At 71.1% G+C, this 25,787-nt stretch carries 26 protein-coding genes; 14 read left to right on the top strand and 12 right to left on the bottom strand.

Annotated features, from left to right (window positions below; translation table 11 throughout):
* Nucleotides 1-19 precede the first annotated feature (19 nt).
* Together ACZ6R6_RS37340 and ACZ6R6_RS37335 are read left to right on the top strand one after the other, a co-directional pair.
* Nucleotides 20-778: an SOS response-associated peptidase gene (locus tag ACZ6R6_RS37340; protein WP_470101529.1), complete on the top strand. Its 759-nt coding sequence runs from the start codon at nt 20-22 to the stop codon at nt 776-778.
* 201 nt (nt 779-979) lie between these two features.
* On the top strand, nt 980-1,312 hold the full coding sequence (locus tag ACZ6R6_RS37335) for a TraR/DksA family transcriptional regulator (protein WP_470101527.1): 333 nt from the start codon (nt 980-982) through the stop codon (nt 1,310-1,312).
* A 155-nt stretch (nt 1,313-1,467) separates the two neighbouring features.
* On the opposite strand, the gene ACZ6R6_RS37330 is transcribed toward ACZ6R6_RS37335, so the two are convergent.
* Nucleotides 1,468-2,208, bottom strand: a complete 741-nt coding sequence (locus ACZ6R6_RS37330) for a class I SAM-dependent methyltransferase (protein ID WP_470101525.1) — start codon at nt 2,206-2,208, stop codon at nt 1,468-1,470.
* Nucleotides 2,209-2,490: 282 nt separating this feature from the next.
* On the opposite strand from ACZ6R6_RS37330, the gene ACZ6R6_RS37325 reads away from it, so the two are divergent.
* The 7 genes from ACZ6R6_RS37325 to ACZ6R6_RS37295 all read left to right on the top strand — a co-directional run bounded on the left by ACZ6R6_RS37325 (nt 2,491) and on the right by ACZ6R6_RS37295 (nt 9,170).
* Nucleotides 2,491-3,096 carry a sigma-70 family RNA polymerase sigma factor gene (locus ACZ6R6_RS37325; RefSeq protein ID WP_306864373.1) on the top strand — a complete coding sequence of 202 codons (606 nt, stop codon included), beginning with the start codon at nt 2,491-2,493 and terminating at the stop codon, nt 3,094-3,096.
* Nucleotides 3,097-3,157: 61 nt separating this feature from the next.
* Nucleotides 3,158-3,424, top strand: coding sequence for a mycothiol system anti-sigma-R factor (rsrA, locus tag ACZ6R6_RS37320; RefSeq protein WP_470101522.1), 267 nt, complete (start codon nt 3,158-3,160; stop codon nt 3,422-3,424).
* A gap of 55 nt (nt 3,425-3,479) precedes the next feature.
* Nucleotides 3,480-4,421 carry an NAD-dependent epimerase/dehydratase family protein gene (locus ACZ6R6_RS37315; RefSeq protein WP_470101520.1) on the top strand — a complete coding sequence of 314 codons (942 nt, stop codon included), beginning with the start codon at nt 3,480-3,482 and terminating at the stop codon, nt 4,419-4,421.
* Nucleotides 4,422-4,619: 198 nt separating this feature from the next.
* On the top strand, nt 4,620-5,978 hold the full coding sequence (locus ACZ6R6_RS37310; protein ID WP_470101518.1) for an HD-GYP domain-containing protein: 1,359 nt from the start codon (nt 4,620-4,622) through the stop codon (nt 5,976-5,978).
* 114 nt (nt 5,979-6,092) lie between these two features.
* On the top strand, nt 6,093-7,376 hold the full coding sequence (locus ACZ6R6_RS37305) for an HD-GYP domain-containing protein (protein ID WP_470101516.1): 1,284 nt from the start codon (nt 6,093-6,095) through the stop codon (nt 7,374-7,376).
* 200 nt (nt 7,377-7,576) lie between these two features.
* Nucleotides 7,577-8,908, top strand: a complete 1,332-nt coding sequence (locus ACZ6R6_RS37300) for an acetyl-CoA carboxylase biotin carboxylase subunit (protein WP_470101514.1) — start codon at nt 7,577-7,579, stop codon at nt 8,906-8,908.
* Nucleotides 8,909-8,957: 49 nt separating this feature from the next.
* A complete protein-coding gene (locus ACZ6R6_RS37295; protein WP_470101512.1) occupies nt 8,958-9,170 on the top strand; it encodes a biotin/lipoyl-binding carrier protein in 213 nt (70 codons plus the stop codon).
* Nucleotides 9,171-9,562: 392 nt separating this feature from the next.
* Here ACZ6R6_RS37295 and ACZ6R6_RS37290 read toward each other — a convergent pair whose 3' ends face one another.
* Nucleotides 9,563-9,943 carry a thioesterase family protein gene (locus ACZ6R6_RS37290; protein WP_470101510.1) on the bottom strand — a complete coding sequence of 127 codons (381 nt, stop codon included), beginning with the start codon at nt 9,941-9,943 and terminating at the stop codon, nt 9,563-9,565.
* A 23-nt stretch (nt 9,944-9,966) separates the two neighbouring features.
* Here ACZ6R6_RS37290 and bsaP point away from each other — a divergent pair, with 23 nt between their 5' ends.
* Together bsaP and ACZ6R6_RS37280 are read left to right on the top strand one after the other, a co-directional pair.
* Complete coding sequence (gene bsaP, locus ACZ6R6_RS37285; protein ID WP_470101508.1) at nt 9,967-10,149, top strand: biotin synthase auxiliary protein BsaP; 183 nt, start codon at nt 9,967-9,969, stop codon at nt 10,147-10,149.
* 370 nt (nt 10,150-10,519) lie between these two features.
* Nucleotides 10,520-12,196, top strand: coding sequence for a serine/threonine protein kinase (locus ACZ6R6_RS37280; protein ID WP_470101506.1), 1,677 nt, complete (start codon nt 10,520-10,522; stop codon nt 12,194-12,196).
* A gap of 165 nt (nt 12,197-12,361) precedes the next feature.
* Here ACZ6R6_RS37280 and ACZ6R6_RS37275 read toward each other — a convergent pair whose 3' ends face one another.
* A complete protein-coding gene (locus ACZ6R6_RS37275; RefSeq protein WP_306864396.1) occupies nt 12,362-14,014 on the bottom strand; it encodes an acetolactate synthase in 1,653 nt (550 codons plus the stop codon).
* Nucleotides 14,015-14,250: 236 nt separating this feature from the next.
* Between ACZ6R6_RS37275 and ACZ6R6_RS37270 the strand changes: the two genes are divergently transcribed.
* Nucleotides 14,251-15,939, top strand: coding sequence for a carotenoid oxygenase family protein (locus ACZ6R6_RS37270; protein ID WP_470101504.1), 1,689 nt, complete (start codon nt 14,251-14,253; stop codon nt 15,937-15,939).
* A gap of 54 nt (nt 15,940-15,993) precedes the next feature.
* On the opposite strand, the gene ACZ6R6_RS37265 is transcribed toward ACZ6R6_RS37270, so the two are convergent.
* The 5 genes from ACZ6R6_RS37265 to ACZ6R6_RS37245 all read right to left on the bottom strand — a co-directional run bounded on the left by ACZ6R6_RS37265 (nt 15,994) and on the right by ACZ6R6_RS37245 (nt 20,792).
* The gene (locus tag ACZ6R6_RS37265; protein ID WP_470101502.1) at nt 15,994-16,962 is read right to left on the bottom strand and encodes a thermonuclease family protein; all 969 of its coding nucleotides are present in this window, start codon (nt 16,960-16,962) and stop codon (nt 15,994-15,996) included.
* A gap of 48 nt (nt 16,963-17,010) precedes the next feature.
* Nucleotides 17,011-18,006 carry a biotin synthase BioB gene (gene bioB / locus ACZ6R6_RS37260; protein WP_470101500.1) on the bottom strand — a complete coding sequence of 332 codons (996 nt, stop codon included), beginning with the start codon at nt 18,004-18,006 and terminating at the stop codon, nt 17,011-17,013.
* A gap of 35 nt (nt 18,007-18,041) precedes the next feature.
* On the bottom strand, nt 18,042-18,764 hold the full coding sequence (gene bioD / locus ACZ6R6_RS37255; protein ID WP_470101498.1) for a dethiobiotin synthase: 723 nt from the start codon (nt 18,762-18,764) through the stop codon (nt 18,042-18,044).
* 62 nt (nt 18,765-18,826) lie between these two features.
* Entirely contained in the window at nt 18,827-19,546 is a 720-nt protein-coding gene (locus ACZ6R6_RS37250) for a GntR family transcriptional regulator (RefSeq protein WP_306864408.1), read from the bottom strand.
* Nucleotides 19,547-19,622: 76 nt separating this feature from the next.
* Nucleotides 19,623-20,792, bottom strand: a complete 1,170-nt coding sequence (locus ACZ6R6_RS37245) for an 8-amino-7-oxononanoate synthase (protein WP_470101496.1) — start codon at nt 20,790-20,792, stop codon at nt 19,623-19,625.
* Nucleotides 20,793-20,851: 59 nt separating this feature from the next.
* Here ACZ6R6_RS37245 and ACZ6R6_RS37240 point away from each other — a divergent pair, with 59 nt between their 5' ends.
* Nucleotides 20,852-22,315, top strand: a complete 1,464-nt coding sequence (locus ACZ6R6_RS37240) for a sensor histidine kinase (protein WP_470101494.1) — start codon at nt 20,852-20,854, stop codon at nt 22,313-22,315.
* Nucleotides 22,316-22,346: 31 nt separating this feature from the next.
* On the opposite strand, the gene ACZ6R6_RS37235 is transcribed toward ACZ6R6_RS37240, so the two are convergent.
* Nucleotides 22,347-22,601, bottom strand: coding sequence for a WhiB family transcriptional regulator (locus ACZ6R6_RS37235; protein WP_306864416.1), 255 nt, complete (start codon nt 22,599-22,601; stop codon nt 22,347-22,349).
* 280 nt (nt 22,602-22,881) lie between these two features.
* Nucleotides 22,882-23,841 carry a diacylglycerol/lipid kinase family protein gene (locus ACZ6R6_RS37230; RefSeq protein WP_306864419.1) on the bottom strand — a complete coding sequence of 320 codons (960 nt, stop codon included), beginning with the start codon at nt 23,839-23,841 and terminating at the stop codon, nt 22,882-22,884.
* 92 nt (nt 23,842-23,933) lie between these two features.
* Between ACZ6R6_RS37230 and ACZ6R6_RS37225 the strand changes: the two genes are divergently transcribed.
* Nucleotides 23,934-24,302 (top strand): hypothetical protein, encoded by a 369-nt coding sequence (locus ACZ6R6_RS37225; RefSeq protein ID WP_470101492.1) that lies wholly within the window; start codon nt 23,934-23,936, stop codon nt 24,300-24,302.
* A gap of 31 nt (nt 24,303-24,333) precedes the next feature.
* On the opposite strand, the gene ACZ6R6_RS37220 is transcribed toward ACZ6R6_RS37225, so the two are convergent.
* Both ACZ6R6_RS37220 and ACZ6R6_RS37215 read right to left on the bottom strand, forming a co-directional pair.
* Entirely contained in the window at nt 24,334-25,113 is a 780-nt protein-coding gene (locus ACZ6R6_RS37220; RefSeq protein WP_197048491.1) for an RNA polymerase sigma factor SigF, read from the bottom strand.
* 17 nt (nt 25,114-25,130) lie between these two features.
* A complete protein-coding gene (locus ACZ6R6_RS37215; protein ID WP_370879692.1) occupies nt 25,131-25,556 on the bottom strand; it encodes an anti-sigma factor in 426 nt (141 codons plus the stop codon).
* Nucleotides 25,557-25,787 lie beyond the last annotated feature (231 nt).

Here is a 25,787-nt window from a genome sequence, read left to right as displayed (position 1 = left end):
CACATGGCAAGGTGGTGATATGTGCGGGAGATACGCGTCTGCGCGGAAGAAGCAGGAGCTGCTCGAGCAGTTCCAGGTCGAGGTCGACGGGGCCGCTGAGGAGGAGCTCCGGCCCGACTACAACGTCGCGCCGACCAAACCGGTCTACGCGGTGCTGAGCCGGGTGCCCAGGAGCGACCCGGAGGCCCAGGCGGTCCGGCAGCTCCGGGTGCTCCGCTGGGGCCTGGTCCCCTCCTGGGCGAAGGACCCGTCCATCGGCTCAAGGATGATCAACGCGCGGGTCGAGACGCTCACCGAGAAGCCGTCCTTCCGCAGGGCGTTCGCCGAGCGTCGGTGTCTGCTCCCGGCCGACGGCTACTTCGAATGGGCCGTGGCGGAGGAGGGCGGGACGGTCAAGAAGCCGAAGAAGCAGCCCTACTTCATCCACCCCGCCGACGGCGGGGTCATGGCCATGGCGGGGCTGTACGAGTTCTGGCGCGACCGGGGCCGGCCCGAGGACGACCCGCTCGCCTGGCTGGTGACCTGCGCCGTCATCACCACCTCCGCCCTGGACGAGGCCGGCACGGTCCACGACCGGATGCCGATGCTGATCGAGCGGGACCGCTGGGCGGAGTGGCTCGACCCCGGGGTGCCCGACGCGAAGGGGTTCCTGGTCCCGGCCGGCTCCACCGGGCTGAAGGCGTATCCGGTCTCCACCGCGGTGAACTCGGTGCGGAACAACGGCCCGGAGCTCCTCGAGCCGTTGCTGGAGGAGGATGACGGTCAGGCGCTCTTCTGAGAGCGTCCGTATCCCTTCTGAGAGCGTCCGTATCCGAAAACAATCTGTAACCGGTGTAAAACCAACGCCAAGTGGGCATCCGCTGAGGAAAGCGATACCTCTGAAAGAGGGTGTCGCCGTAGAACCTCATCCCCTTCGCGCCTGACGGGACAATCGGGGATCCCTTCACAGGCCGCCCCCACTCTGCGGAGGTGCGGATACGTGAACGCCGCGACCGCGCGTGTGCGCCTGGAGAGCATGCTCGCCGAGCTTGACCGGTCCATCGGGGTGCTGCGGGGAGACCCCCTGACAGCGTGGGACCGGTCCGCGGGCGATGCCGGGTCGGTCCTGACCGACGCGGATCGCAACCGGGCCATGCTGGAGGCGGCCGCCCAGCAGCGCCGCTCGGTGCTCGAAGCACTCAAGCGGCTGGACGACGGCCTCTACGGCCTCTGCGCCGACTGCGGCAGGCCCGTGCCGGAGGGCAGGCTCGAAGCGCGCCCCGAGGCCGCCCGCTGCGTGCAGTGCCAGGCGAAGCGTGAGCGCAGGCGCTGACCCGTGGCCGCCCCCGCCTCTCCGACAGGGCCTCCTAGGGGCGGTCCTCTACCGGGATAGGGGCCGCCCCCCTCTAAAGGGGGCCCACCGGCGTCCCGGAGCCGCGCAGGGGCCGTCCCGGAGCCGCGCAGGGGCCTTCCGCGGCTCCGGGGGGCCTACCGGCGGCGGGCGCTGGCGACCAGGTGGATGCCCACGGTGTCGTCGTCGGCCGGATCTGCCTCCAGCTCGGTGTTGACCAGCCAGGTGAGCGCGCGCGAGTCGGAGGCCAGCACGTGGTCGACCGTCGAGGGGGACAGCACCGTGCGGGGCCGGATCCACTCCACCTCCAGGCCGGCGTCGGTGAGCAGGTCGCGCAGCTGGGCGCTGCTGAAGCACCGGGTGATGCTCCCGTCGGGCCAGGGCACGAGCATGACCTCGCCGGTCTGGCGCAGATGGGCCCAGTAGTTCTGCTCGGCGAGGATCGCCATCCCCAGCACCAGGGAGTCGACGCAGAGCAGCGCCCGCCCGCCGGGCCGCAGCACCCGGGCGACGTCGTCGATCGCCGACTCGGCCATGAGCTCCACCGACATCGCGCGCTCCTCGGCGAGCACGGCGTCCACACTGCGGTCGGGGAGGAATCGGAGATCGTCGGCGCGGACCTGACTGACCTTGGAGACGTCGTGCAGCAGCGGCTGACCCTCCACGGTGCGGCGGAAGTCGACCACCTCCAGCACCCGGTGCCCGGCCTTGGCGGCCTGGGCCGACCAGCGGCCCCGGCCGCCGGACAGGTCGAGGACGGTCGAAGGGCTCTCCGGCAGCCATCGACTCAGCTGCTCGGCGGCGACCGCGCGATAAAAGGTCCAGTACGGCCCGAGCGTTCCTGAGCCGTTCAGCTCTTCGGCCGGGATGGGCAGCACAAGCGGCTCCTGGCGTCGGGTATCCGGTGGTCTACAGCTACCTGCCGGTACGTATGTTTTTCCCCGTACCGGGTCCTTCGTCACCTTCTATCTTGTGGGAACAGATGACAGGACGGGCGTGTTGCAGCGGACAACGCACGATCCTTTCGGGAGGTTGGCAAGCCGATGCTCGCGTTGATCGAACCCATCACCCGCCCCGGTGATCGGTCCATCCCTGATGAGCGGGTATCCTCCGCTCAGTACGGAGTCCCGCGTCAGCAGGGCTTCGGCGATCTTAAGGGGGTGGGTCCGGTCCCTGCGACAGACGCGGAGACTCTGGAGCAGCGGAGCACACGGTTCGAGCGGGATGTGATGCCTTATCTCGACCAGCTCTACTCCGCCGCGCTCCGGATGACCCGGAACCCAGCGGATGCCGAAGATCTCCTTCAGGAGACCTTCGCCAAGGCCTTCGCGTCCTTCCACCAGTTCCAGGAAGGCACCAACCTCAAGGCCTGGCTGTACCGCATCCTGACCAACACCTTCATCAACAGCTACCGCAAGAAGCAGCGGGAGCCCAAGCAGTCGGGCGCCGAGGAGATCGAGGACTGGCAGCTCGCCAGGGCCGAGTCGCACACCTCGGCCGGGCTGAAGTCCGCTGAGATCGAGGCGCTCGAGCACCTGCCCGACAGCGACGTCAAACAGGCGCTGGCCGCGCTCCCCGAGGAGTTCCGCATCGCCGTCTACCTCGCCGACGTCGAGGGTTTCCCCTACAAGGAGATCGCCGACATCATGGGCACCCCCATCGGGACCGTGATGTCGCGGCTTCACCGTGGGCGCCGCCAACTGCGGACCCAACTGGAGGACTACGCCCGCGAGCGTGGCCTGGTTCCCGCGGAGGGTGCGAAGTGAGCGAGCGAGGCGACGGCGAGCCCGTACGGACCGGCCCGGCGACCCCGGACGGGGTGATCGCATGAGCTGCGGCAAGCCCCACGCCACCGACTGCCGTGAAGTCCTGGACAAGGTTTACACCTACCTTGACGGTGAGCTCGACGAGAACAACTGCGTCGACATCCGCGAGCACCTGGACGAGTGCGGCCCCTGCCTGGAGGAATACGGCCTGGAGCAGGTCGTCAAGCAGCTGGTCGCCAAGCACTGCGGCTGCGACCGGGCCTCGGCGGACCTGCGCGCCAAAGTGCTCGACAGGATCGAGCAGGTCCGCTCGGAGTTGACCGGCTGACCTCCTAGGATCTCTCCCATGGCCATGGCGATGGCCAAGGAGCTTGGGGGGCGGCATGCGCATACTCGTCACCGGTGGAGCGGGATTCATCGGATCCAATCTGGTGGACCGGTTGCTGGCCGACGGCCACGAGGTCACGGCCGTGGACGACCTGTCCGGCGGTGACCGCGACAACCTCGCCGACGCGGCGCAGAGCCCGCTGTTCAGGCTGCATCAGATGGATGTGCGCGACCCCGCCCTGATCGGCCTGGTCGCCGACTGGGGGCCCGAGGTCATCTGCCATCTCGCCGCGCAGATCAGCGTGCGCAAGAGCGTGGCCGACCCCGTCCACGACGCCCGGCTCAACGTCGAGGGCACCGCCTCCGTCCTCACCGCCGCCCAGCGCGGCGGCACCCGCAAGGTCGTCTTCGCCTCCTCGGTCGCCGTGTACGGCAGGCCCGCGGTCATCCCGGTCCCCGCGGGCGCGGCGACCGACCCGCGCTCGCCGTACGCGGCCTCCAAGCTCAGCGCGGAGACCTACCTGGCCGCCTTCAAGGCGCTGCACGACATCGACTACACCACCTTGGTGCTCGCCAACGTCTACGGCCCCCGCCAGTCGCCCGGCGGCGAGGCCGGGGTGGTCGCCATCTTCACCGACGCCCTGCTCAACGGCACCCCCACGGTGCTGTACGGCGACGGCACCCAGACCCGCGACTACGTCTTCGTCGACGACGTGGTGGACGGTTTCGTCCGTGCCTGCGGGAGCGGCGACGGCCGCCGGTTCAACCTGGGCACCGGGGTGGAGACCACCGACCGCGCGCTGCACACCCTGGTGGCCGAGGCCGTCGGCGCGCCCGACGGCCCGGAGACCGCCGCGGCGCGCCCGGGCGACCTCCCGGCGATGGCCGTCGATCCGGCCCCCGCGCTGGAGGGGCTGGGCTGGCGGCCCCAGACCGACCTGCCCACCGGGCTGAAGGCCACCGTCGACTGGGCGCGGGCCCGGCTGGCGGCCCGCTAGCCGCGACACCGGCGATGGCGTGCGGTGATGGGTTGGTTACGCTTTGCTTGCGATTCTCGGTCAGCCCCTCCGGGTCGGGCTCGCTTCTGTAGCCTGAGTTGCGAAAACGACATGGAGGCAGCGCATGTTGAAGGAAACGGTCAGCCCGGCACGTCTCGGGATCTCCTGGACTTGAGCACGCGCTCGTAGGACCCAAGGGTGGCCGCTTTGCGTGGACTGCCGTGGTTTGCCAAGGTCTACCTTGTCGCTGTGATCGGGGCGGCGGTCGCGCTCCTCGGATACAGCGTGGCGGTGAGCGGTCGCCTTGAGCGGCTCGACTGGTCGAACCTACTCGTACTGGCCTTGTTGTTCCTGGTGTGCGAGTCGGTGCCGACGCTGCTCAACGTCAAGCAGGCCGCGGTGTCGGTCAGCTTCTCGGCCGCGCTCGCCGCGGTGGTGCTCCTCGGTCCCGAGGGGGCGGCGCTGGTCGGCATGACGGCCGTCTTCAGCGTGCGGCCGGGGCTGCCGCTGGTGAAGCGGCTGTTCAACGGCGCCCAGTTCGCCCTCTGCGGTTACGCCGCGGGCCGGGCCTACGAGTGGCTGGGGGGCACGGCGGGCCTGCCGACCATCGCCGGGTTCGACGATCTGATCGTGCCGTTCGCGGGCGCGGCGGCGGTCTTCGTCCCGCTCAACTTCATCCTGATCGCGATCGTGCTCGTGCTCACCGGTCAGGCCGACCAGGTGCCGCCGCTGCGGGGGCTGGCCCAGTTCATGGTCTCCTACCTGGGCTACGCCACCTTCGGGCTGCTGATCGCCGGGCTGTGGGCGACGGTCAGCTCGATCTCCGCGGTCCTCGTGCTGCTCCCGCTGTTCGTCGCCCGCTGGGCCTTCGGCCAATACCTCGCCCAGCAGCGCTCCTACGACGCCACCATCGCGGCGCTCTGCCAGGCGGTGGAGACCAAGGACTACTACACCCGTGGTCACTGCACCCGCGTCTCGCTGGCCTCGGGCATGATCGCCCAGGAGATCGGCATGGGATCCGAGCGGCTGCGGGCGATCCGTTACGCCGGGATGCTGCACGACGTGGGCAAGCTGGGCGTGCCGACCAAGGTGCTGCAGAAGGACGGCCCGCTCACCGAGGAGGAGTTCGCCGCGATCCAGCTCCATCCGATGCGCGGGCTGGAGATCGTGCGCGGCATCGACTTCCTCGACGAGGCGTTCGCCGGGATCATGCACCATCACGAGCGGCAGGACGGCAAGGGATATCCGATGGGGCTGGCCGGGGAGGAGATCCCGGAGTTCGCCCGGATCATCGCGGTGGCCGACGCCTTCGACTCCATGACCTCCGACCGCTCCTACCGGGGGGCGCGTCCCGTGGAGGTGGCGATGGCCGAGCTCCGCAAGGGAGCCGGCACCCAGTTCGACCCGGTGATGGTCGTCGCGTTCATCAAGGCCGTCGACCGCGACGGCTGGGAGCCGCCGCGCAAGGTCGTCACACCTCCGGCCGGTGAGGCGGGGACCACCACCAAGGACCACGACGACCCGACCATGCCCATCCAGGTGGTGTCGGAGCGGTGAGCCGCCGGGCGGGCGGGGCGAGGGAGAAGGCGGGCGCGACCATGGGCACAGAGCGGTGAGGCGCCGGGCGGGCGGGGCGAGGGAGAAGGCGGGCGCGACCATGGAAGCAGGGCGATGAACGGCACCACCGCCGCCACGCGGGCGTTCCAGCGGCTCGACTCGGGCCAGCTCCTGCTGATCTGCGCGGCGGGCATGCTGGCGGTGGCGGGGGTGGCGCACACCGCCGCCACCGGGCTGCTCGACCCGGAGATCGCCATCGGGTTCGGCGCGCTCATCGCGGCGGGGGAGCTGGCCAGGCTCACGATGCCGGGCAACCGGGAGGTGGCGCCGATCGGCGCGGCGGCCGCGCTCGGCTACACGCTGCTGCTGGACATGGGCGACGTCCCGGCGCGGCACTCGGCGCTCCAGGTCGTCGCGGTGCTGGCGGTCGGCATGGCCGCCGGGGCGCTGCCGCACCTGGCGGTGGGCCGCCCGCCCCGGCCGGACGCGATGGCGCGCAGGCTGCTCACCGGCGCGCTGCTGGCGGTGGCCTACCGGCCGTTGGCGGGGTCGCTGTTCGAGCTGACGAAGGGGCCCGAGGGCGGTTGGTGGCCCGCGCTCGGCGTGATGGCCCTGCTCATCCTGGTCATGGTGCTGGCGGATGTGCTGCTGGCCGCCGTGCTCCGGGCCGAGCAGGTGCGCGCGGCCTTCGGCGTGGCTCTCCGCGACGAGGCGCGGATGGCCGCGCCGCTGTGGGCCGCCGTCGCCGCCTCCGGCATCCTGCTCGCCCTCGCCTCGCACAGCATGGACATGGCGGCGCTGCTGGTCTTCGCCGCGCCGCTGCTGGTCACCCAGGTCGCCTTCCGTAAATACGCCGGGATCCGGGCCACCTACCTCCAGACGGTCCGGGCGCTGTCGCGGGTCACGGAGGTCGGCGGCTACGTCGAGCCGGGGCATTCGCGCCGGGTCAGCCGCCTGGCGGTCGCGGTCGGGCGGGAGCTGGGCCTGGCCGAGCCCGAGCTGCTGGAGCTGGAATACGCCGCGCTCATGCACGACATCGGCCAGCTCTCGCTGCGCGATCCGATCCCCGGGGGCGCCACGGTGCTCACCGAGCCCGAGCAGGCCCGGCGCATCGCCGAACTCGGCGCGGAGGTGATCCGGCAGACCGGGGTGCTGGACCGGGTGGCCGAGATCGTCCGCCGCCAGTGCGATCCCTGCGCCGAGACGCCGCCGCTGGCCAGCCGCATCATCAAGGTGGCCAACGCCTATGACGACCTGGTCGGCGGCTCCACCGACCGGGACCGGGCCGGGGCCGCCCTCGAACGGCTCCGCCTCGGCGCCGGTGAGGAGTATGATCCACCGGTCGTCGAAGCGGCAGCCCGCGTCATCGACAGGTTGACTCCGTCGTACCGGATCTGAAAGATCTCCTTGCGGATCCGAACGATCGCCTCCCGGACCCGAAGGATCCCCCTTCCTGACCGGGTGGTCCCCGGGAGGGTTCCGATCCCACGCACCTGTGGGTTTCCTACAGATCACGTTCCCGTGATCGGTGGTTTCGGGCTTAGGGCTGTGCTAAGACCCCGATCATAGGGTGGAGCGGTCGAAAGGGGTCTGCCAACGTGTTCGAGTCTGTTCTGGTAGCCAATCGTGGTGAAATCGCACGGCGAATCATCCGCACGATCCAGCGCATGGGACTGCGAGCCATCGCGGTGTATTCCGAGGCCGACGCGGATCTGCCGTTCGTCCGGGAGGCCGACGAGGCGATCCTGCTCGGGCCGGCCAACCCGGCGCAGAGCTATCTCGACGCCGACAAGGTGCTTGAGGCCGCCCGCGTGTCGGGCGCCCAGGCCGTCCATCCGGGCTACGGGTTCTTCTCGGAGAACGCCGGATTCGCCCGGGCCGTCATCGACGCCGGTCTGACCTGGATCGGGCCCTCGCCCGAGGCGATCGAGCGGATGGGCGACAAGATCAACGCGCGTAACCTGATGGAGGCGGCGGGCGTGCCCGTCGCCGCCGGGACCCGCGAGCCGGTCACCGGGCTGGAGGAGGCCGTGGCCGCCGTCGCCGGGATCGGCTATCCGGTCATGGTCAAGACGGCGGGTGGCGGCGGCGGCATCGGCATGGGCGTCGCCCACGACGAGGCCGGGCTGGGCAAGGCGTTCGAGCAGGCGTCCAGGGCCGCCTCGCGCTTTGGCGGGACGCCCGCGATCCTGCTGGAGCGCTATATCGAGCGCGCCCGCCACGTCGAGGTGCAGATCCTCGGCCTCGCCGACGGTACGGTCGTCGCGCTGGGCGAGCGCGACTGCTCGGTGCAGCGCCGGCACCAGAAGGTCGTGGAGGAGACGCCGTCCCCCGGCATCACCCAGGAGCTGCGCGAGCGCATGCTGGCGGCGGCCGTACGGGCGGGCGAGGCGGTCGGTTATCTGGGCGCGGGGACCGTGGAGTGCCTGGTCGACGCCGACAAGCAGGACTTCGTCTTCCTGGAGATGAACACCCGGCTCCAGGTGGAGCACCCGGTCACCGAGCTGGTCACCGGCGTGGACCTGGTCGAGCAGCAGCTGCTGATCGCCGCGGGCGAGAAGACCGCGCCGGAGGCGGTCGCGCGCGGCCACGCGATCGAGTTCCGCGTCTACGCCGAGGACCCCAAGCGGTTCTTCCCGGGTCCCGGGAAGATCGACGTCTGGGCGGAACCGTCCGGCGAGGGCGTCCGGGTGGACTCCGGCTACACCGACGGCAACACGGTCACGCCGTTCTACGATCCGCTCATGGCCAAGCTGTGCGTGTTCGGGCAGACGCGGGCCGAGGCCCTGGAGCGCGCCCGGGCGGCCGTGGCGGGCTTCGAGATCGCGGGCCCCAAGAACAACCTGCCGTTCTGCGCGGAGCTGCTGGAACACCCCGAGTTCGTCGAGGGGACCTACGACACCGGACTGGTGGCTCGCATGCGGGCCTGAACAGGTCGGTCTGACACAGTTGGATCACAGTGATTGATGGGAGTGTCCAGTGGCTGAAGTACGCGCCGAGATGGTGGCAAATGTCTGGAAGGTTCTCGTTTCCCAGGGCGACACCGTCGAGGACGGCGACACCCTGGTCATCCTTGAGTCGATGAAGATGGAGATCCCCGTCATCGCCGAGGACGACGGTGTGATCACCGAGATCAAGGTCGCCGAGGGCGACGTCATCCAGGAAGGCGACGTCATCGCCATCATCGAGTAGCCCGCCCGGCCCCGCGCCGTGCCGTGGCGCCGGTCACCGCCGCGCGTGCTCCCGCCGTACCGGCGCCGGTGGGAGTCCCGCGTGAACGGTCCCGGCTCCAACGGTCCCGGCCCCGGTCGCACGGTGGGACCCGGACGGCGCGCGGTGAGCGTGTGCGGTGGTTCCGGGGGCGCGCAGCGGGTGTGGGACGGTGTGCGGTGGTTCCGGACGGTGTGCGGGGCGATGTGGGGGTGTCCCGGACGGCGCGCGGTGCGCGTGTGATGGTGCCGGGTGGCGCGCGGCGGGTATGTGGTGGTGCCGGGCAGTGCGTGGTGAGCGTGTGCGGTGGTTCCGAACGGTGTACGGGGCGGTGTTGGAGATGTCCCGGACGGTGTGGTGGTGAGCGCGGGCGGTCATCGGGAGAGTCTGGCGATGAAGCGTTCGCGGTCGACGACCACGCGTTCGATCGTGCCGGTCGCGACGGTGGTGTGCCGGTCGTCGGCGGTGAAGGCGAAGACCAGGCGGCGGCCGTCGACCTCGGTGAGCTCGGCGGTGATCTCGACGTGGGTGCCGACCGGGCTGGCCGCCAGGTGCTCCAGGACGACCTTGGTGCCCACGGAGGTCTGACCGGGCCCCAGCGCGCCCGCGACCGCCTGGACGGTGGCCTGTTCGGCGAAGGCCAGCAGGCGGGGGGTGGCCAGGACGGGGACGTCTCCGCTGCCGACCTTGGCCGCGGTGTCCCCCCTCTCGACCATGATGAGGAGCCGGGCGCGCAGGCCGGGAGTCAACGTCATGGGCGTCAGCATAAGGTGATCGGGTGACCCCCTACTGCGATCACTGCGGCCGCCCGGCGCACGAGGGTGAGCACGCGGGCTGCCGCGCCGCGCGAGCGATGGAGCCGCCGCGTTACTGTTCCCACTGCCGCCGGCGCATGGTGGTCCAGGTGACCCCCACCGGCTGGTCGGCGCGCTGTGCGGAGCACGGCACGCTGAGCGGCTGAGCCCCGGTTCCGTCGGCCGGGGCGGATCCCCGCCTCGCGACGGATCGAGCACTGCTCTCCGGACGCTAGTTTTATGTACGCTTTATGTACTCTTATGGGGGATTCCAGGGCGACCAAGGCTCCGTCGATGATCTGTGGGCGCCCGGGGGCGGTCGGCGCCGACGGCTGCCTGGCAGCTCTTGCCGTAAAAGTGCGCAACCTATACAAGTACGCTTAAAAGTCCTGAGTTTTGTGCGATGCTACGGCACGCGTCTTGTTTGTGAGGCATACGGCTTGCAGGGTTTCGTTACGTTGCCGTGACGTTGGCGCGATACAAATCCGCTTTGTTGGAGAACCCTGGGGTGGGAGCGGAGAGGGTTACGGGGGAGTCATGGTGGCCCAAGGCACGACGCTGGCGGGGCGGTATCGGCTGGATACCCGCATCGGCGCCGGCGGTATGGGCGAGGTGTGGCGCGGTGAGGACACCGTCTTGGCCCGCACCGTCGCCGTCAAGGTGCTGCTCCCAGGCCGTACCGACGACCCCGGCTTCCTGGTGCGTTTCCAGGGCGAGGCCCGGGCGATGGCGACGATCAACCACCCCGGGGTCGTAGACGTCTACGACTACGGGATTCACGAGGTGCCCGGCGCGGGGGCGACGGCATATCTCGTGATGAAGTTCGTGGACGGCGAGCCGCTCGACCGGCTGCTCGGGCGGCTGGGGAGCATCGCCCCCGGGCCCGCGATGGAGCTCATCGCCCAGGCGGCCTCCGCCATGCAGGCCGTCCACGACCAGGGCATCGTCCACCGGGACATCAAGCCCGGCAACCTGATGGTCCGCTCCGACGGCACGCTCGTGCTCACCGACTTCGGCATCGCCAGGTCGGACGCGGCCAGCAGGCTGACCGACGCGGGCATGGTGCTCGGCACCGCCGCCTACTGCGCGCCCGAGCAGGCCGAGGGCGCGCCGGTCACCCCCGCGGTCGACATCTACGCGCTGGGCGTGGTGGCCTACGAGTGCCTGGCCGGGCAGCGCCCCTTCGACGGCGACACCCCGGTCACGATCGCGCTCAAACACATCCGCGAGACGCCGCCGCCGCTGCCGCCGCACATCCCTCCCGCGGTCCGGGCTCTGGTGGAGCGGGCCCTGTCCAAGGACCCGGCCCGGCGCTTCCCCAGCGCCGCAGCGATGAGCACCGCCGCCAGGCAGGCGGCGCGCCTCGGGCCGGAGACCGGCTCGACGATGGCGCCACCGCTCCCGCCCGCCGGCGCGGTGCAGACCGGCTGGGAGGGCGCCGCACCGCCGCAGACCGGCCGGCACGGAGCCCCACCGCAGGCCGGCCGGTCCGAGGTGCCGCTGCCGCAGACCGGCTGGCAGGGGGCCATGTCTCAGGCGGGCCCGCAGGGAGCCGTGCCGCCCGAGACGGCGCCGTCGCCCGGCCCGGCCACGCAGGCGGTCCCGCAGGGGCGTGGCCGCCGCGGCGCGAAGCGGTCCCGGAGCAAGGGCGGGCTGCTGGCGGTCTCCGCGGCGGCGGCCGTGATGTGCGTCGGCCTCGTCGCCGTGGCGATCAACGGGATGGCGGCCTCCACGGTATCCAACGAGTCGATGACGAAGCCCGAGCCGCTGCCCAGCGTGACCGATTCACCGAGCCCCACGAAGACCAGGACCTCCAGGCCCCCCAGGCCCCCCAGGCCGACCGCCACGGCCGAGCGGCCCATCCGCCCCACCCCCACCCCGACGCCGACCCCCACCCCGACGCCCACACCCACTCCGACGCCGACCCCCACCCCGACGCCGACCCCCACTCCGACGCCGGTGCCGAAGCGGAAGGTGCCCGACGTCACGGGCATGGCGCCGGACATGGCAAAGAGCGAGCTACAGAAGGCGGGCCTGAAGCCGAAGAGGTCTGACAGCGCCGACCTCGACCAGACCCAGTGCATGCGGGTGGTCGAGCAGAACCCGCCCGGCGGGACCTTGTGGGACCCGAGGAAGCCGGTGGAGATCGTCGTGGCCAACTACGGCTGCCCGTCCAGCCCGGCGCCCACCCCGACCGCGACGCCCAGCCCCTAGACGGGTAGACCTGAGTCGTTTGGCTGCGGGGACGGCGAAGGGTGTCGACGATCTGTCTGTGACGACAGCCCTCGACACCCTTCTCGCCGCGCTGAGCATGAAGACCGACGACTGACTCGGTTGACCGGCCCGCCTCGGACCTCCACCGAAGCCGGCCGGCGCCGCTCAGACCCCGGTGGTGTTGCGGGGGTAGGCGACCGACGGGTCGGTGGCGATGTTGACCATGTACGGGACGCCGGAGTCGAACGCGCGCAGCAGCGCCGGGCCGATCTGCGACGGGTCGGTGACCAGCTCGCCGCCGCCGCCCAGAGCGGTCACCACCTGGTCGTAGCGGCACTGCGGCTGGAGCTCGGCCGCCACGTCGTAGCCGTAGAGCATCTGCATGGGGTGCTTCTCCAGCCCCCACATGCCGTTGTTGCCGCAGATCATCACCACCGGCAGGCGGTGCCGTACGAGCGTGTCCACGTCCATCAGCGAGAAACCGGCCGCGCCGTCGCCGAGCAGCAGCACCACCTGCGAGGAGGGCCGCGCCACCCGGGCGGCGATGGCGTAGCCCAGGCCGGTGCCCAGGCAGCCGTACGGGCCCGGGTCGAGCCAGTTGCCGGGCTGCTTGGGCTCGACGTATTTGCCGGCGTAGGAGACGAAGTCGCCGCCGTCGCCGATCACCACGGCGTCGTCGGCGAGGACCTTGGCCAGCTCGCCGTAGATGCGCATCGGGTGGATCGGGTCGGAGCCGGAGGCCAGCAGGTCCGCGTCGGCGGCGATGGCCGCCGACGCGGCCTCCGACAGCTTCGACAGCCACGGCGCGTAGGACGCGGGGGAGACACCGGCCTGGTTGCAGGCCGTGCCCAGCCCCCAGAAGACCAGCGACAGGTCGCCGGCGGCGGTCCCGGAGGGCTCGATGTGCGTGGTGAGCTGCGACGGGGCGTCGGCCAGGTGCACGACCCTGGCGAGCGGGGCGCCGTCCTTGCCGCCGAACCAGCCGTAGCCGAGGCGGAAGTCCAGCGGGGCGCCCGCCACGATCACCAGGTCGGCCTGGGTGAGGGCCAGCCCCCGGGCCCGGGTGACCAGCAGCTCGTGCCCGGCGGGCAGGATGCCGCGGCCCTGGCCGTTGGGGATGACCGGCAGGCGGAACTCCTCGGCGAAGCCCCGGGCGACCTCCTCGGCGCGGTCCATCCACACGTCCGAGCCGAGCACCAGCACCGGGCGCTCGGCCTCGGCGAGCAGGCGGGCGATCCCGGCGAGGGAGTCGGGGTCGGGCTCCAGCGGTGACGGGGTCAGCGTCTCGGTGACGTGGTCGGGCGGGGGTGCGGCCGCGAACAGGTGGTCCATGTGGAAGTCGAGGAAGACCGGGCCGCGGTGCGGGGCCAGGGCCGTGCGGAAGGCCATCTCCACGTCCTCGGCGACGGAGTCGGGGCCGGAGCCGGTGAAGGCCAGCTTGGTGATCGGCGCGAACAGCGGCGGGTGGTCGATCTCCTGCAGCGCGCCGGAGCCCCAGCGTGAGCGCGGTGCCCGGCCTCCCATGACCACGACGGGGGAGCCGTTGAAGTGCGCGGTGGCCACGCCGCTGACGCCGTTGGTGACGCCGGGGCCGGCGGTGAGCACGGCCAGCCCGGGTCTGCGGGTCAGCCGGGCAGTCGCCTCGGCGGCGAAGACCGCGCTCTGCTCGTGCCGCACGTCGAGGATGGGCATGCCCTCGTGGACCGCCCCGTCATACAGCGGGAAGACGTGCCCGCCGGACAGGGTGAACATGGTCTCGATTCCATAGGCCTTGGAGACGGCGACAGCGATGTCACCTGCGTGCTTTGGGGACTCCATACCGCGCAACCTACCAGTCAGTCACTTAGCCGGACAGGGGTTCTTCACCCTGCCCAGATTCCTCCCGCCTAACGCTGCCAGCGCATATTCGCCCCGTCCGGCCATCCGGCCGGTCTGCCCGCCGGGGGCCGCCGCGGAGGACCGCCCCCGGCGGCCGGTGCGGCCTTGACGGAGGGGCGCCGCGGGGGGTTGATGGACATCGAATCTCGTTCGGTTCCCGCTGGAGGTCGCCCGCCATGCCGATTCCGCGTTCGATCCTCACCAAAGGGGACCTCCCCGATCTGGACCTCGCCGTCGTCGCCGGAGCCTGGCCCGCCGACATCACCGGCCATTTCCTGATCAGCACCTCTGACCAGCGGACCAACCCGGTCCACGCCTTCTTCGGCGACGGCGTCCTGGTCCGGCTGGCGCTCCGGCCCGGCACCGACGGCGCCGCCTCCGACCGGTTCGCCTGGCGGCCCCGGGTGATCGACTCTCCCTCCGTACGGCTCCGCCGCAGGCGCCCCGACCTGTTCCGGTCCGGGCCGGTCGGGACCGCCTCCCCGTTCGGCGGCGTCAACGCCGCCAACACCGCCCCCCTGCCCTGGGGAGACCGCCTCTTCGCGACCTGGGACGCCGGACGGCCCGTCGAGGTCGACCCGGTCACCCTGGGCTTCCTGGGCGAGGTCGGCCACCGCGACGACTGGGCCCCGGCGCTGGACGCCCCGGTCCTGCCGTCCATCCTGTCCACCGCCCACCCGGTGATCGACCCCGAGCGCGGCTGCCTGTGGTCGGTGACCCGGGACCCGCTCACCAACGTCCTGTCGATCGTCCGCTACGACGGCGAGGGCGCGCGCGTGCGGCGCTGGCCGGTCGAGGGCGCGGAGTTCCCCCAGGCCACCCATACGATCACGCAGACCCGCGACTGGCTGGTGCTGGCCGACACCGCCTACAAGGTCGACCTCGAGGAGGTCCTCGGCGCGGGCGACCGTACGGTGGCCAACAACCCCGGCGGCCCGCTGGTGCTCGTCCGCAAGGCCCACCTCGACGCGGCCGCGCCGGGCACCGCCGTCTCCGGTACGGTCTTCCGGCTGGCCCCCGAGGTCAACCACTTCTACGCCACCTACGACGACTCCGCCGGGATCCGCGTCGTCATGGAGCACACCCCGGGCGTCGACATCGGCATGTATCTGAGGGAGGACGACCTGGACGTGTTCGGCCGCCCCGTCGACCCGGCCCTGCGCGGCATGTACTGCCACGGCATGTCCCCGGCCCTCACCACGGTCCTGGAGTTCGACCCGGTCAGGGGCGCCGTGACCGACGTGGCCCGGCTCTACGACCCGGCGAGGTACTGGCAGGCCGAGCTGTCGGCCGTGGACTGGTCCCTCGAAGGGCAGCTCGCCCCGACCCGCCACCACCTGATCTTCCAGGGGTTCCACCCCGAGGCGGTCAACCAGCGGGCGCTGCGCAACTACGGCGACCGCGTCGACCGCTCGCTGCTGCCGGACGGGCAGACCCCGGCCGTGCTCGCCTCCCTGGAGCGCGACTCGCTCAAGCCGCTGTCGGAGTGGGCCTGGCCGCTGGACGACTACCCGACCTCGCCCGCGTTCGTGCCCCGCGCTCCCGGCGGGCCCGGCCGCAGCCGCTACGCGGGGGCCCGGCCCGGCGGGCACGAGGGCTATCTCGTCGTGGTCGTGCACAACGACGACCGGTTCCGGGTCGAGGTCTTCGACGCGGCCGACGTCTCGCGCGGCCCGGTGGCGACGCTGGCGCCGTCCCCCGGCACGGTCGTCCCCTTCATGATCCATGCCGCCTGGATGCCGTCGGCCGTGCCCGCCGACCGGTCGATCGAGCGGCTCCGCTTCGCCGACGACCTCGACGACCGCCTGGGAGTGCTCGATCCCGAGCTCCAGGCGGTCGCCCGGGAGGTCGCCGCCGAGCTGTAGCGCGCCCGTCCGGGCCGGCCCGGACGGCCGGCCCGGCCCGGCCCGTGCCGGCGTCTACAGCGGCGGGACCGACCAGCCCTTCTCCGCCCACAGGGGCGCGTGCTCGGAGTTGACGAACAACCGGTCCTCCGGATGCGGGATCCGGTGGTAGCTCTGCGGGTGGAGCAGCTCGGAGGAGCTGTCGGACAGGTCGAGGACATACCGGTCGGGCGCCCGCCGCCCGGCCAGGTAGCGCAGCTCGAAGGCGTGCAGCCGCAACGGGTCCGCCGGGTTCCAGACCCCGAGGCCCGCCCGGCGTGCCTGCCGTACCGACTCGCGGGCCCGGCCCAGCGCGCCGGCCTCCGCCACCGTGCGGGCCGTCCCGGGGGCCGGTACGGCCTGCGCCGCCCGGTTCTCCTGCCGGACGAAGGGGTCCACGTTGGGCCAGATGAAGTAGGGCATGGCGTGCCCGCCGGCGAGCAGCCGCTCGTTGTACGGGGCGGGCCTGGGCCGGAGCTTCTGGTCCCGGTTGACGTAGCACAGCAGCCTGCCGTACCGGTCGAGGACCTCGTACGCGAAGGCCAGCCGGAATTTGAAGGTCTCACCGTCGAGGCCCTGCTCGGCGATGTCGGAGCTGATCATGTCTCTGAGCGCCTGCGTGGACGGGCCGCCGAGCTCGGCGTGGTTGCGCGCGGTGGCCGGGCCGAGCCTGTCCAGCAGATGATCGTGGAGTGCGGCGCGCAGCGGCAGCGGCTCGAAGCCCGGCGCGAACGGATCGGCCAGGAAGTCGGTCCAGGCCGGGTGTGAGATCTTGACGAAACCTCTGGGCAGGTCGGGGACGACGGAGCTGCGGGGCAGCTCGAAGCTGACCTCGGGGGCGTCCACGCCGAGCAGGCGCACGCCGAAGTTGCCGTCGGCGGCGATGTTGATCGTGTCACCGTCGTGCACGACCTTGTCGACGGGCTGCGGGGCTCCCGCCGACCGCGCGAGGAGCGCGTGTCCGACGGTGATACCGGGAACGGGCTGTTCGATCGCCTTGGCCATGCTCACATCATGAACGCCCGTCCGCGGCACGTCATGGCATCGGCGCTCTCAGAGCGTGTCGGAGAGCGCCTTGATCGGCATCTTCAGGTCGACCAGCAGGTCGAGGTCCGCCTCGGCGGTCCGGCCGAGGGTGGTCAGGTAGTTGCCCACGATGATCGCGTTGATCCCGCCGAGCATGCCGTCGCGGGTGCCCAGGTCACCCAGGGTCAGCTCGCGGCCGCCGGCGTAGCGCAGGATCGTGCGGGGCAGCGCGAGCCGGAAGGCGGCGATCGTCCGGAGCGCCTCGGAGCCCGAAAGGAGGGGCAACGACTCGAAGGGCGTGCCGGGGCGCGGGTTGAGGAAGTTCAGGGGCACCTCGTCGGGCTGCAGCTCGCCGAGCTGCCCGGCGAACTCCGCCCGCTGCTCCAGGCTCTCGCCCATGCCCACGATGCCCCCGCAGCACAGTTCCATCCCGGCCTCGCGCACCATCAGGCAGGTGTCCCAGCGCTCCTGCCACGTGTGGGTGGTGACGACCCTGTCGAAGTGCGACCTCGCGGTCTCCAGGTTGTGGTTGTAGCGGTGCACGCCCATCTCGGCCAGCTCGTCGACCTGGGCCTGGGTGAGCATGCCCAGCGAGCAGGCGACGTTGATGTCGACCGCCTCCTGGATCGCCTTGACCCCCTCGCGGACCTGGTCCATCAGCCGCCGGTCGGGGCCGCGCACCGCGGCCACGATGCAGAACTCGGTCGCGCCGGTCGCCGCGGTCTCCCTGGCCGCCTGGACGAGGGAGGGGATGTCGAGCCAGGCCGCGCGGACCGGGGAGGCGAACTGGCCCGACTGGGAGCAGAAGTGGCAGTCTTCCGGGCAGCCGCCGGTCTTGAGGGAGATGATCCCCTCGACCTCCACCTCGGGGCCGCACCACTTCATCCGCACCTCGTGCGCGAGCCCCAGGAGGTCGGCGAGGCGGTCGTCGGGCAGTTCGAGGCAGCGCAGCACCTGCGCGGCGTCGAGTCCCCGCCCCTCCTCCAGGACCTGTGTCCGGGCGATCCCAAGAATGTCGCTCATGCTGCTCCGTTCTCCGTCCGATCTCCGGCCGTCGTCTACGGCAGGAGCCTAAGGGCCCTCCGGAAGGCAGAGGGGTCGAAACCGCCGCCCAGCACCGGGCTCAGGCCGGCGTGGGCGGTCCGGGCGAAGTCCTCCCGGCCGAGGGCTCCGGCCCCCTCCGGGAGCACGCCCGCCAGCGGCCGGGCGGCCAGCATCTCCAGATCCGCCACGTTGCACCGCTCGGCCAGGTCGGGGGCGGCCGGCCAGGAGCCGATCACCACCCCGGCCGGCTCCAGCCCGCGATGGGCCATCGCCTCCAGCGTCAGCGCGGTGTGGTTGAGCGTGCCCAGCGCCGCCCGGGTCACCAGGAGCACCGGCGCGGAGAGCGCCCGGGCCAGGTCGGCCAGGGTCGCCCCCTCCTCGTCGAAGCGGACGAGCAGCCCGCCCGCCCCTTCGACGACCACCAGGCGGTGCGACTCGGCCAGCTCCTCGATCCGGGCGGCCGCCTGGGTGAGGGAGACCGGCGGCAGGCCCGCCGTGCGGGCGGCCGCCGCCGGGGACAGCGGGTCGGGGAACCTGGCGAACTCGAACGTCGAGGTCACCCCGGACAGCCGGATGACGTCGTCGAGGTCTCCGGGCTCCGTCTCGCCCACCCCGGTCTGAGCGGGTTTCACCACCGCGACCGGGACGCCCCGCTCTCTGGCGAGCGAGGCCACGGCTGCGGTGACGATCGTCTTTCCCACTCCGGTGTCGGTCCCGGTGACCACGAGAATGCTCACGCACCTCACCTTAGGCGGCTGTGACCTTCCACGGCCCGGACGCGGATCGCCCGCCGGAGACCTCAGGGGCGGCGCAGCCGGGTGACGAACTTGTAGCGGTCGCCGCGGTAGAGGGACTGGGCCCACTCCACGGGGTTGCCGTCGGCGTCGAAGGCGTGCCGGGTGAGCAGCAGCATCGGCAGGCCGACGTCGACGCTCAGCACCTGCGCGTCGTACGGCGTGGCCAGCACGGTCTCGATGATCTCCTCGGCGTCGGTCAGCCGCACGTTGTAGGCGTTGTGCAGCGTCTCGTACAGCGAGGAGTGCACCTCCAGCTCGCGCCGGAGCCGGGGGAAGCGCCGGGCCGACAGGTGGGTGGTGTCGATCGACATCGGCTCGCCGTTGGCCAGGCGCAGCCGGTGGATGCGCAGCACGCGGCCGCCGGGGTTGATCGCCAGCCGGCGGGCCAGGGGCTCGTCGGCGGTGATGTAGCTGATGTCGAGGATCTTGGTGTCGGGTTCGAGGCCGACCGTCCGCAGGTCGCCGGTGTATGAGGTGAGCTGGAGGACCTGGGCGACCTTGGGCTGCGCGACGAACGTCCCCTTGCCCTGGATGCGCACCAGGCGGCCCTCGACCACCAGCTCCGACAGGGCCTGGCGCACGGTGGTGCGCGACGTCTCGAAGCGCACCGCCAGGGTCCGCTCGGGGGGCAGCGCGCTGCCCGCCGACAGGCTCTTGGTCAGCGCGAGCAGGCTCCGTTTGACGTCGTAGTACTTAGGAATCCTGGGGGAGTCGTCCGTCACGTCGGCACCTCACCTGACGGCTCGGAAACGGCGTGGCCGGAGGTGCCGTGCCCGCCGGCTCGCCCGCTTCGCTCACTCACATGGTCACCTTCATCTCGGCCACGGCGGTGAGCGCACCCCTGGTCACCGCTAGATCTTCGGAACTCAGATTGGCCCGCGCGGTCAACCGCAGGCAAGAGCGGCCGACCGGCACTGAGGGCGGCCGGAAACATCCGGCGCGCACTCCGCGTTCCGCACAGATGAGGGCGGCCCGCAGTGCGCTCTCGGGTGGGCCGAGCACGATCGGGACGACCGCACCCGCCGGATCGTTGGTCTCCAGGCCGAGTTCGCGGGCCATCGAGGCCAGCTCTCTCGCTCTGGTCCGCACGCATCCGGGCAGTTCGGGCTGGTTTTGAAGGATATCCACAGCGGCGAGTGCCGCCGCCACGCTGCCGGGGGCGAGGCCGGTGTCGAAGATGAACGACCGGCCCGTGTCTATCAGGGTCTCGATCACCTCCGGGGCCCCGAGCACGGCCCCGCCCTGGGAGCCCAGGGACTTGGAGAGTGTGACCGTTCTCACAACGCCCGGCTCGGCCGCCAGGCCCGCGGCGTGCACCGCCCCCCGGCCGTGGGGGCCGATGACGCCGATCGAGTGGGCCTCGTCCACGATCAGCAGCGCGCCCTGCCGTACGGTCGCCGCGTGCAGCTCCGCCAGCGGCGCCAGGTCGCCGTCGACGGAGAAGACCGCGTCGGTGACCACTATCGCGTGCTCCTCGTCCCGGTCGGCCAGGGCCTTCTCCACGGCCGCCACGTCCTTGTGCGGGGTGACCACCACACGCGAGCGGGACAGGCGGCAGGCGTCCACGATGGAGGCGTGGTTGCCCGCCTCGGAGACCACCAGCGCGTCCCTGCCCAGGGCCGCCACGGCCGCCAGGTTGGCCAGATAGCCGGAGGAGAACACCAGCGCGCCGCGGGCCCGGGTGAAGGCGCACAGCCGCGCCTCCAGCTCGGCGTGGAGCGCGGTGGAGCCGGTGACCAGGCGGGAGCCGGTCGAGCCGGTGCCCCAGACCCGGGTGGCCTCCGTCGCGGCATCGATCAGCCGCCGGTCCCTGGCCAGCCCGAGGTAGTCGTTGGAGGCCAGGTCGATCAGGCCGTCGTCGTCCGGCGTCCGGGCGCGCAAGGTCCGCTTCAGTCCCGCGGCCTCCCGCGTGCCCGCGGCCGTGCGCAACCGTGCCAGCGGATCTGGGGTCTGCTCCATAGCGGGCATCTTGCCAGCCGGACCCGCCCGATTCGCGTTTGGGCCCGCAAAGAACGCATGATGCACGAGTGCCGACTCTAAGCGACCTGGTAGTCCGTCATACCGCGCTCGACGATGCCGACCTCGAGTGGATGCACTCGCTGGTCTCCGACTGGCAGCTCCTGGCCGACCTGTCGTTCGCCGATCTCATCCTGTGGATCCCGCTCAGGGAGAGATCGGGCTGGATCGCCATCGCGCAGATGCGGCCCACCACGGGCCCCACCGTCTATCACGACGACATCGTGGGGATGACGGTGGGCAAGGGGGAACGGGCGCTCATCGACACCGCCTGGGACGAGCGGCGGATCTGCCGGGAGGGCGATCCCGACTGGTCGAGCGGGGTGCCGGTGCGGGAGGAGACCATCCCGGTACGGCGGGCCGACCACTTCCTGGGCGTGATCCAGCGCTCGACGAACCTGTCGTCGGCGCGCACTCCCTCACGGCTTGAGCTCACCTACCTGCAGAGCGCCTCAGACCTGGCCCAGATGGTGGCCGAGGGGCGCTTCCCCTTCTCCGGCGCCGAGCCGATCCTGGTCCGCTCGCCGCGCGTGGGCGACGGGCTGCTCCGGCTCGACCGGGCGGGCCGGGTCACCTACGCCTCGCCGAACGCGCTGTCGGCCTACCGGCGGCTGGGTCTCAACGCCGACCTGGTCGGCGCCGAGCTGGGCCGTACCACCGCCACCCTCTGCTACTCCGACGAGCCCATCAACGAGAACCTGATGATCGTGGCCAGCGGCCGGGAGCCCAGGGAGACCGAGGTCGAGTCGGGCGGCACGGTCGTGCAGCTGCGGGCGATCCCGCTGGTGGTCGGCGGCGGGCGGATCGGCGCGCTGGTGCTCATCCGCGACGTGACCGAGCTGCGGCGCCGTGAGCGGGAGCTGATGACCAAGGACGCCACCATCAGGGAGATCCACCACCGGGTGAAGAACAACCTGCAGACGGTGGCCGCGCTGCTGCGGCTGCAGGCCCGGCGGCTGCAGCAGCCGGAGGGGCGCGAGGCGCTGGAGGAGGCGGTGCGCAGGGTCGGGTCGATCGCGATCGTGCACGAGACGCTGTCGCACACGCCCGACGAGCAGGTGGACTTCGACGACATCGCCGACCGCGTGATCGCGATGACGGGCGAGGTGGCGGCGCCGGAGGCGCAGGTCGTGCCGCGCCGGATCGGGACGTTCGGGGTGCTGCGCTCGGAGATCGCGACGCCGCTGGCGATGGTCCTCACCGAGCTGCTGCAGAACGCCGTCCAGCACGGGCTGGCACACCGGCCGGGCAGGCTTCAGGTGATCGTTTCGCGGGGGGCCGACCGGCTGGACGTGATCGTCTCCGATGACGGGACCGGTCTGCCGGAGGGCTTCGACCTGGAGTCGTCCACCAGTCTCGGCCTGCAGATCGTGCGCACGCTGGTCGTCGGGGAGCTGTCCGGGCGGCTGGCCATCGAGCCCCGGCAGGGCGGCGGCACGGAGGTAACCCTCGGCATTCCCCTCCCCGCGGTCTGAGCCGGGCCGGGGAGGGGCGCTTTCTCGCCGGTCAGACGTTCGCGCGGGTGCGGGCGCGGGCGGTGCGGCGCTTGAAGGCGCGGCGCTCGTCCTCGCTCAGGCCGCCCCAGACGCCGGCGTCCTGCCCGGATTCCAGGGCCCACTTCAGGCATGCTTCACTTACAGTGCACGTACGGCAGACCTGCTTGGCCTCTTCGATCTGCATCAGGGCGGGGCCGGTGTTGCCGATCGGGAAGAACAGCTCGGGGTCCACGTCACGGCAGGCAGCGCGGTGGCGCCAGTCCATGCGTCCACTCCTTCGTAAGAGGAGCCCTTGCTGCGGCTCCGTCGGCTCACTTTGTGAAGACTTTCACTAACCAGCGCGAACGATTACCCGAGCCTTGTTCGGTCGGGGGCCTGTTCACTCGATCGCCGGTGCCCTGGGAGCGAGGTGGCCGCTCAAAGGTCCTACGTTCCGACGTCAATGTTGAGATTGTCAGCCACGCTCAGTACATGCAAGAGGTTTGGGAGAACGTTTTGCCGGATATGCATGTCGGATGCGTCACACAATGACCGCATGTAACGAGTCAGACCAAAACTTGTAACGCGTTCGGGATAGACCGGAACGTCACTCGCTCGACTTCGCCCAGGTAGTCGCCGTCGAGCTGGAAGGCCACCGGGCGTTCGGCGGTCAACGTGAACTCCCGCTCGTCGTGGAGCTGGACCAGGTGGCGGCCGTTGGGCAGGGTGTCGCGGACCCCCATGATCTGGGGCATCAGGCGGAGCATCGACGGCAGGCCCAGGCGCTGCAGTCCCAGCAGGTCGAGGCCCGTCTCGAAGCTCGCCCACGGGGTCGGGCAGACCGGCTGGGAGCCCACGTAGGTCCACGGCGAGGTGTTGGAGACGACCGCCATGAAGATGTGCCCGGCCCGGGGCACGTCGGGGCCCTCGACGGCCATGGCGGCATGGCGCTTGTCGGTCGTCAGATAGTGGTGCAGCGCGGTGTTCACGTAGCGGGTGGGGGTGGCCTTGCGGCCGGTGCCGCGCATCCCCTCGACCGCCCGGATCACCTCGGCGTCATACCCCAGGCCACTACAGAAGGTGAAATATCGGCTTTCGTCATCCCAGATCGCCTGACCAAGCCCGACGGTCCGCCGCCGATCGTCACGGATCGCCTCGAGCACCGCGCCGACCGCCTCCACCGGGCTGTTCGGCAGCCCGAGCGCCCGCGCGAACACGTTCGCGCTGCCACCGGGGATGACCAGCAGCGCCGGCCGCTCCGAGGCGTCCCCGTCGGCGCCGCTCCTGCCGTCCTCCGCGTCGAGCAGGCCGTTGACGGCCTCGTTGATCGTGCCGTCGCCGCCCAGCACGGCCACCACGTCGAAGCCCGAGGCATGGGCCTTGCGGGACAGAAGGGCCGCGTGCCCACGGTAGGCGGTCTCCTCCACCTTGAGGTTCATGGTGGCGCTCAGTGCCCTGATGAGCACGTCCCGCGTCCGCTGGTTGGTCGACGTCGCCTTGGGGTTCACCAGGAGCATCGCGCGCATAATGCCAGCGTATCCGCCGATAACGGCACTGCGGCTGCGAAAATCAGGGCGGGCTGCCCCGACGATAGGGTTGGGATGTGTCGAATCGCCCGATGACCCTCACTGTCGCCGCCGTCGTCATGGGGCTGGAAGGCCTCATCACCCTGGTGCTCGGCGGCTACGCCGGAGTCGAGACGGTGATCGGCCAGCCGTCCGACGTGCTGAGCTCGATCTTCGTCGCCGGCTTCGGGATCCTGGTCGGCGCGGTCCTGCTCTGGGTGGGCTGGGGCATGCTGCAGGCCGAACGGTGGACGCGGAGCCTGGGCGTGCTGGCCCAGATCTTCGCCACCGTGATCGGCATCACGCTGATCCAGTCCGACCAGCAGACCATCGGCATCCCGCTCATCGCCGTGGCAGTGATCGGACTGGTCGCGCTGCTGTCGCCGCCGACGACGCAGGCCCTCTACGGGGACCAGGACTGACCCGGTCTCCTCGGTCGTCCGCGGGCAGGGCCTAGTCTTCCGCGGTCAGGCCCTCACGGAGCTGGGCCAGGGTCCTGGCCAGCAGCCGGGACACGTGCATCTGCGAGATGCCGAGCTCGGTGGCGATCTGGGACTGGGTCATGTTGCCGAAGAACCGCAGCAGCAGGATCCGCTTCTCGCGCGGCGGCAGCCGTTCGAGCAGCGGCTTGAGCGACTCGCGGTATTCGACGCCCTCCAGGGAGTCGTCCACGATGCCGAGGGAGTCGGCCACCGCGGGCGCGTCGTCGTCACCGGAGTCGGGCGCGTCGAGGGAGACCGTGGAATAGGCGTTGGCCGACTCCAGCCCCTCCAGCACCTCCTCCTCGCTCATCTTCAGGAACGCCGCGAGCTCGCCGACGGTGGGCGCGCGCCCCTCGCGCTGCGAGAGCTCGCTTATCGCCTTGGTCAGCGAGAGCTTGAGCTCCTGCAGGCGGCGCGGCACGCGGACCGCCCAGCCCTTGTCGCGGAAGTGCCGTTTGATCTCGCCCACGATCGTCGGGGTGGCGTAGGTGGAGAACTCCACCCCCCGGCCGAGGTCGAAGCGGTCGATCGACTTGATCAGGCCGATGGTCGCGACCTGGGTGAGATCGTCAAGCCACTCGCCCCGGTTGCGGAACCGGCGGGCGAGATATTCCACCAGGGGAAGGTGGAGCTCGACGAGTTCGTCACGGATACGCTGGCGCCGCGAGTCGTCGGGGGTCAACTCCGCCAGTTCCGCGAAGAGCAGGCGCGCACGCACCCGGTCGGGCACCGCGTGGTCGCTGGCGGCCATGGCACGAGTCCTTTCCGTCACGCCGGCCTCGCCGCGCCTCGGCGCTTGCGTAGCACGATCGCCATGCGGTCGGGGGAGTCGGTTACGGCATCCACGTCGTCAGCCAGGGCGGTGAGCACCATCCACGCGAAGTCGTCGCGCTTCGGCGCGGAACTTCCGACCGTGCTGACCTCGACCCGGATCTGCATCAGCTGCCCGGTGAGCTCGAACTCGGCGACCAGATCGGTGCCGGGCACGGCCTGGGTCAACAACATCGCGCACGCCTCGTCGACCGCGATCCGCAGATCCTCGATCTCGTCGAGCGTGAAGTCCAGCCGTGCGGCCAGTCCGGCGGTCGCCGTACGTAGCACGGACAGATAGGCACTCGCGGCTGGCAGCCGGACGCTCACCACGTCCCGGATCCCACCCATACCGACCGCGGGTGTCTCGGTGTGTTCGGTCACGTTCCTCCTCGCAGAGTCGCTGACTGCAACCTACAGCCCCGAGAGGGTGGTTGGCCCAATTGGACTCGCGATCGGGGCGATTTGAACACCTCAAGAACACCCTAAGACGCCTGAATGGGGCGTCTCAACAGGTCAGGCCCCGTGGGGTCGCACTCCTCACGGGGCCTGTCCTGTTTAATTGCGACGCGGTGCGTCGCGGCTCGGGTGCTGATAACCGGTGGCTTCCCTCGT

This window comes from Streptosporangium sp. NPDC048886 (assembly GCF_055586905.1).
This window is presented reverse-complemented; position numbering and strand designations above follow the sequence as displayed.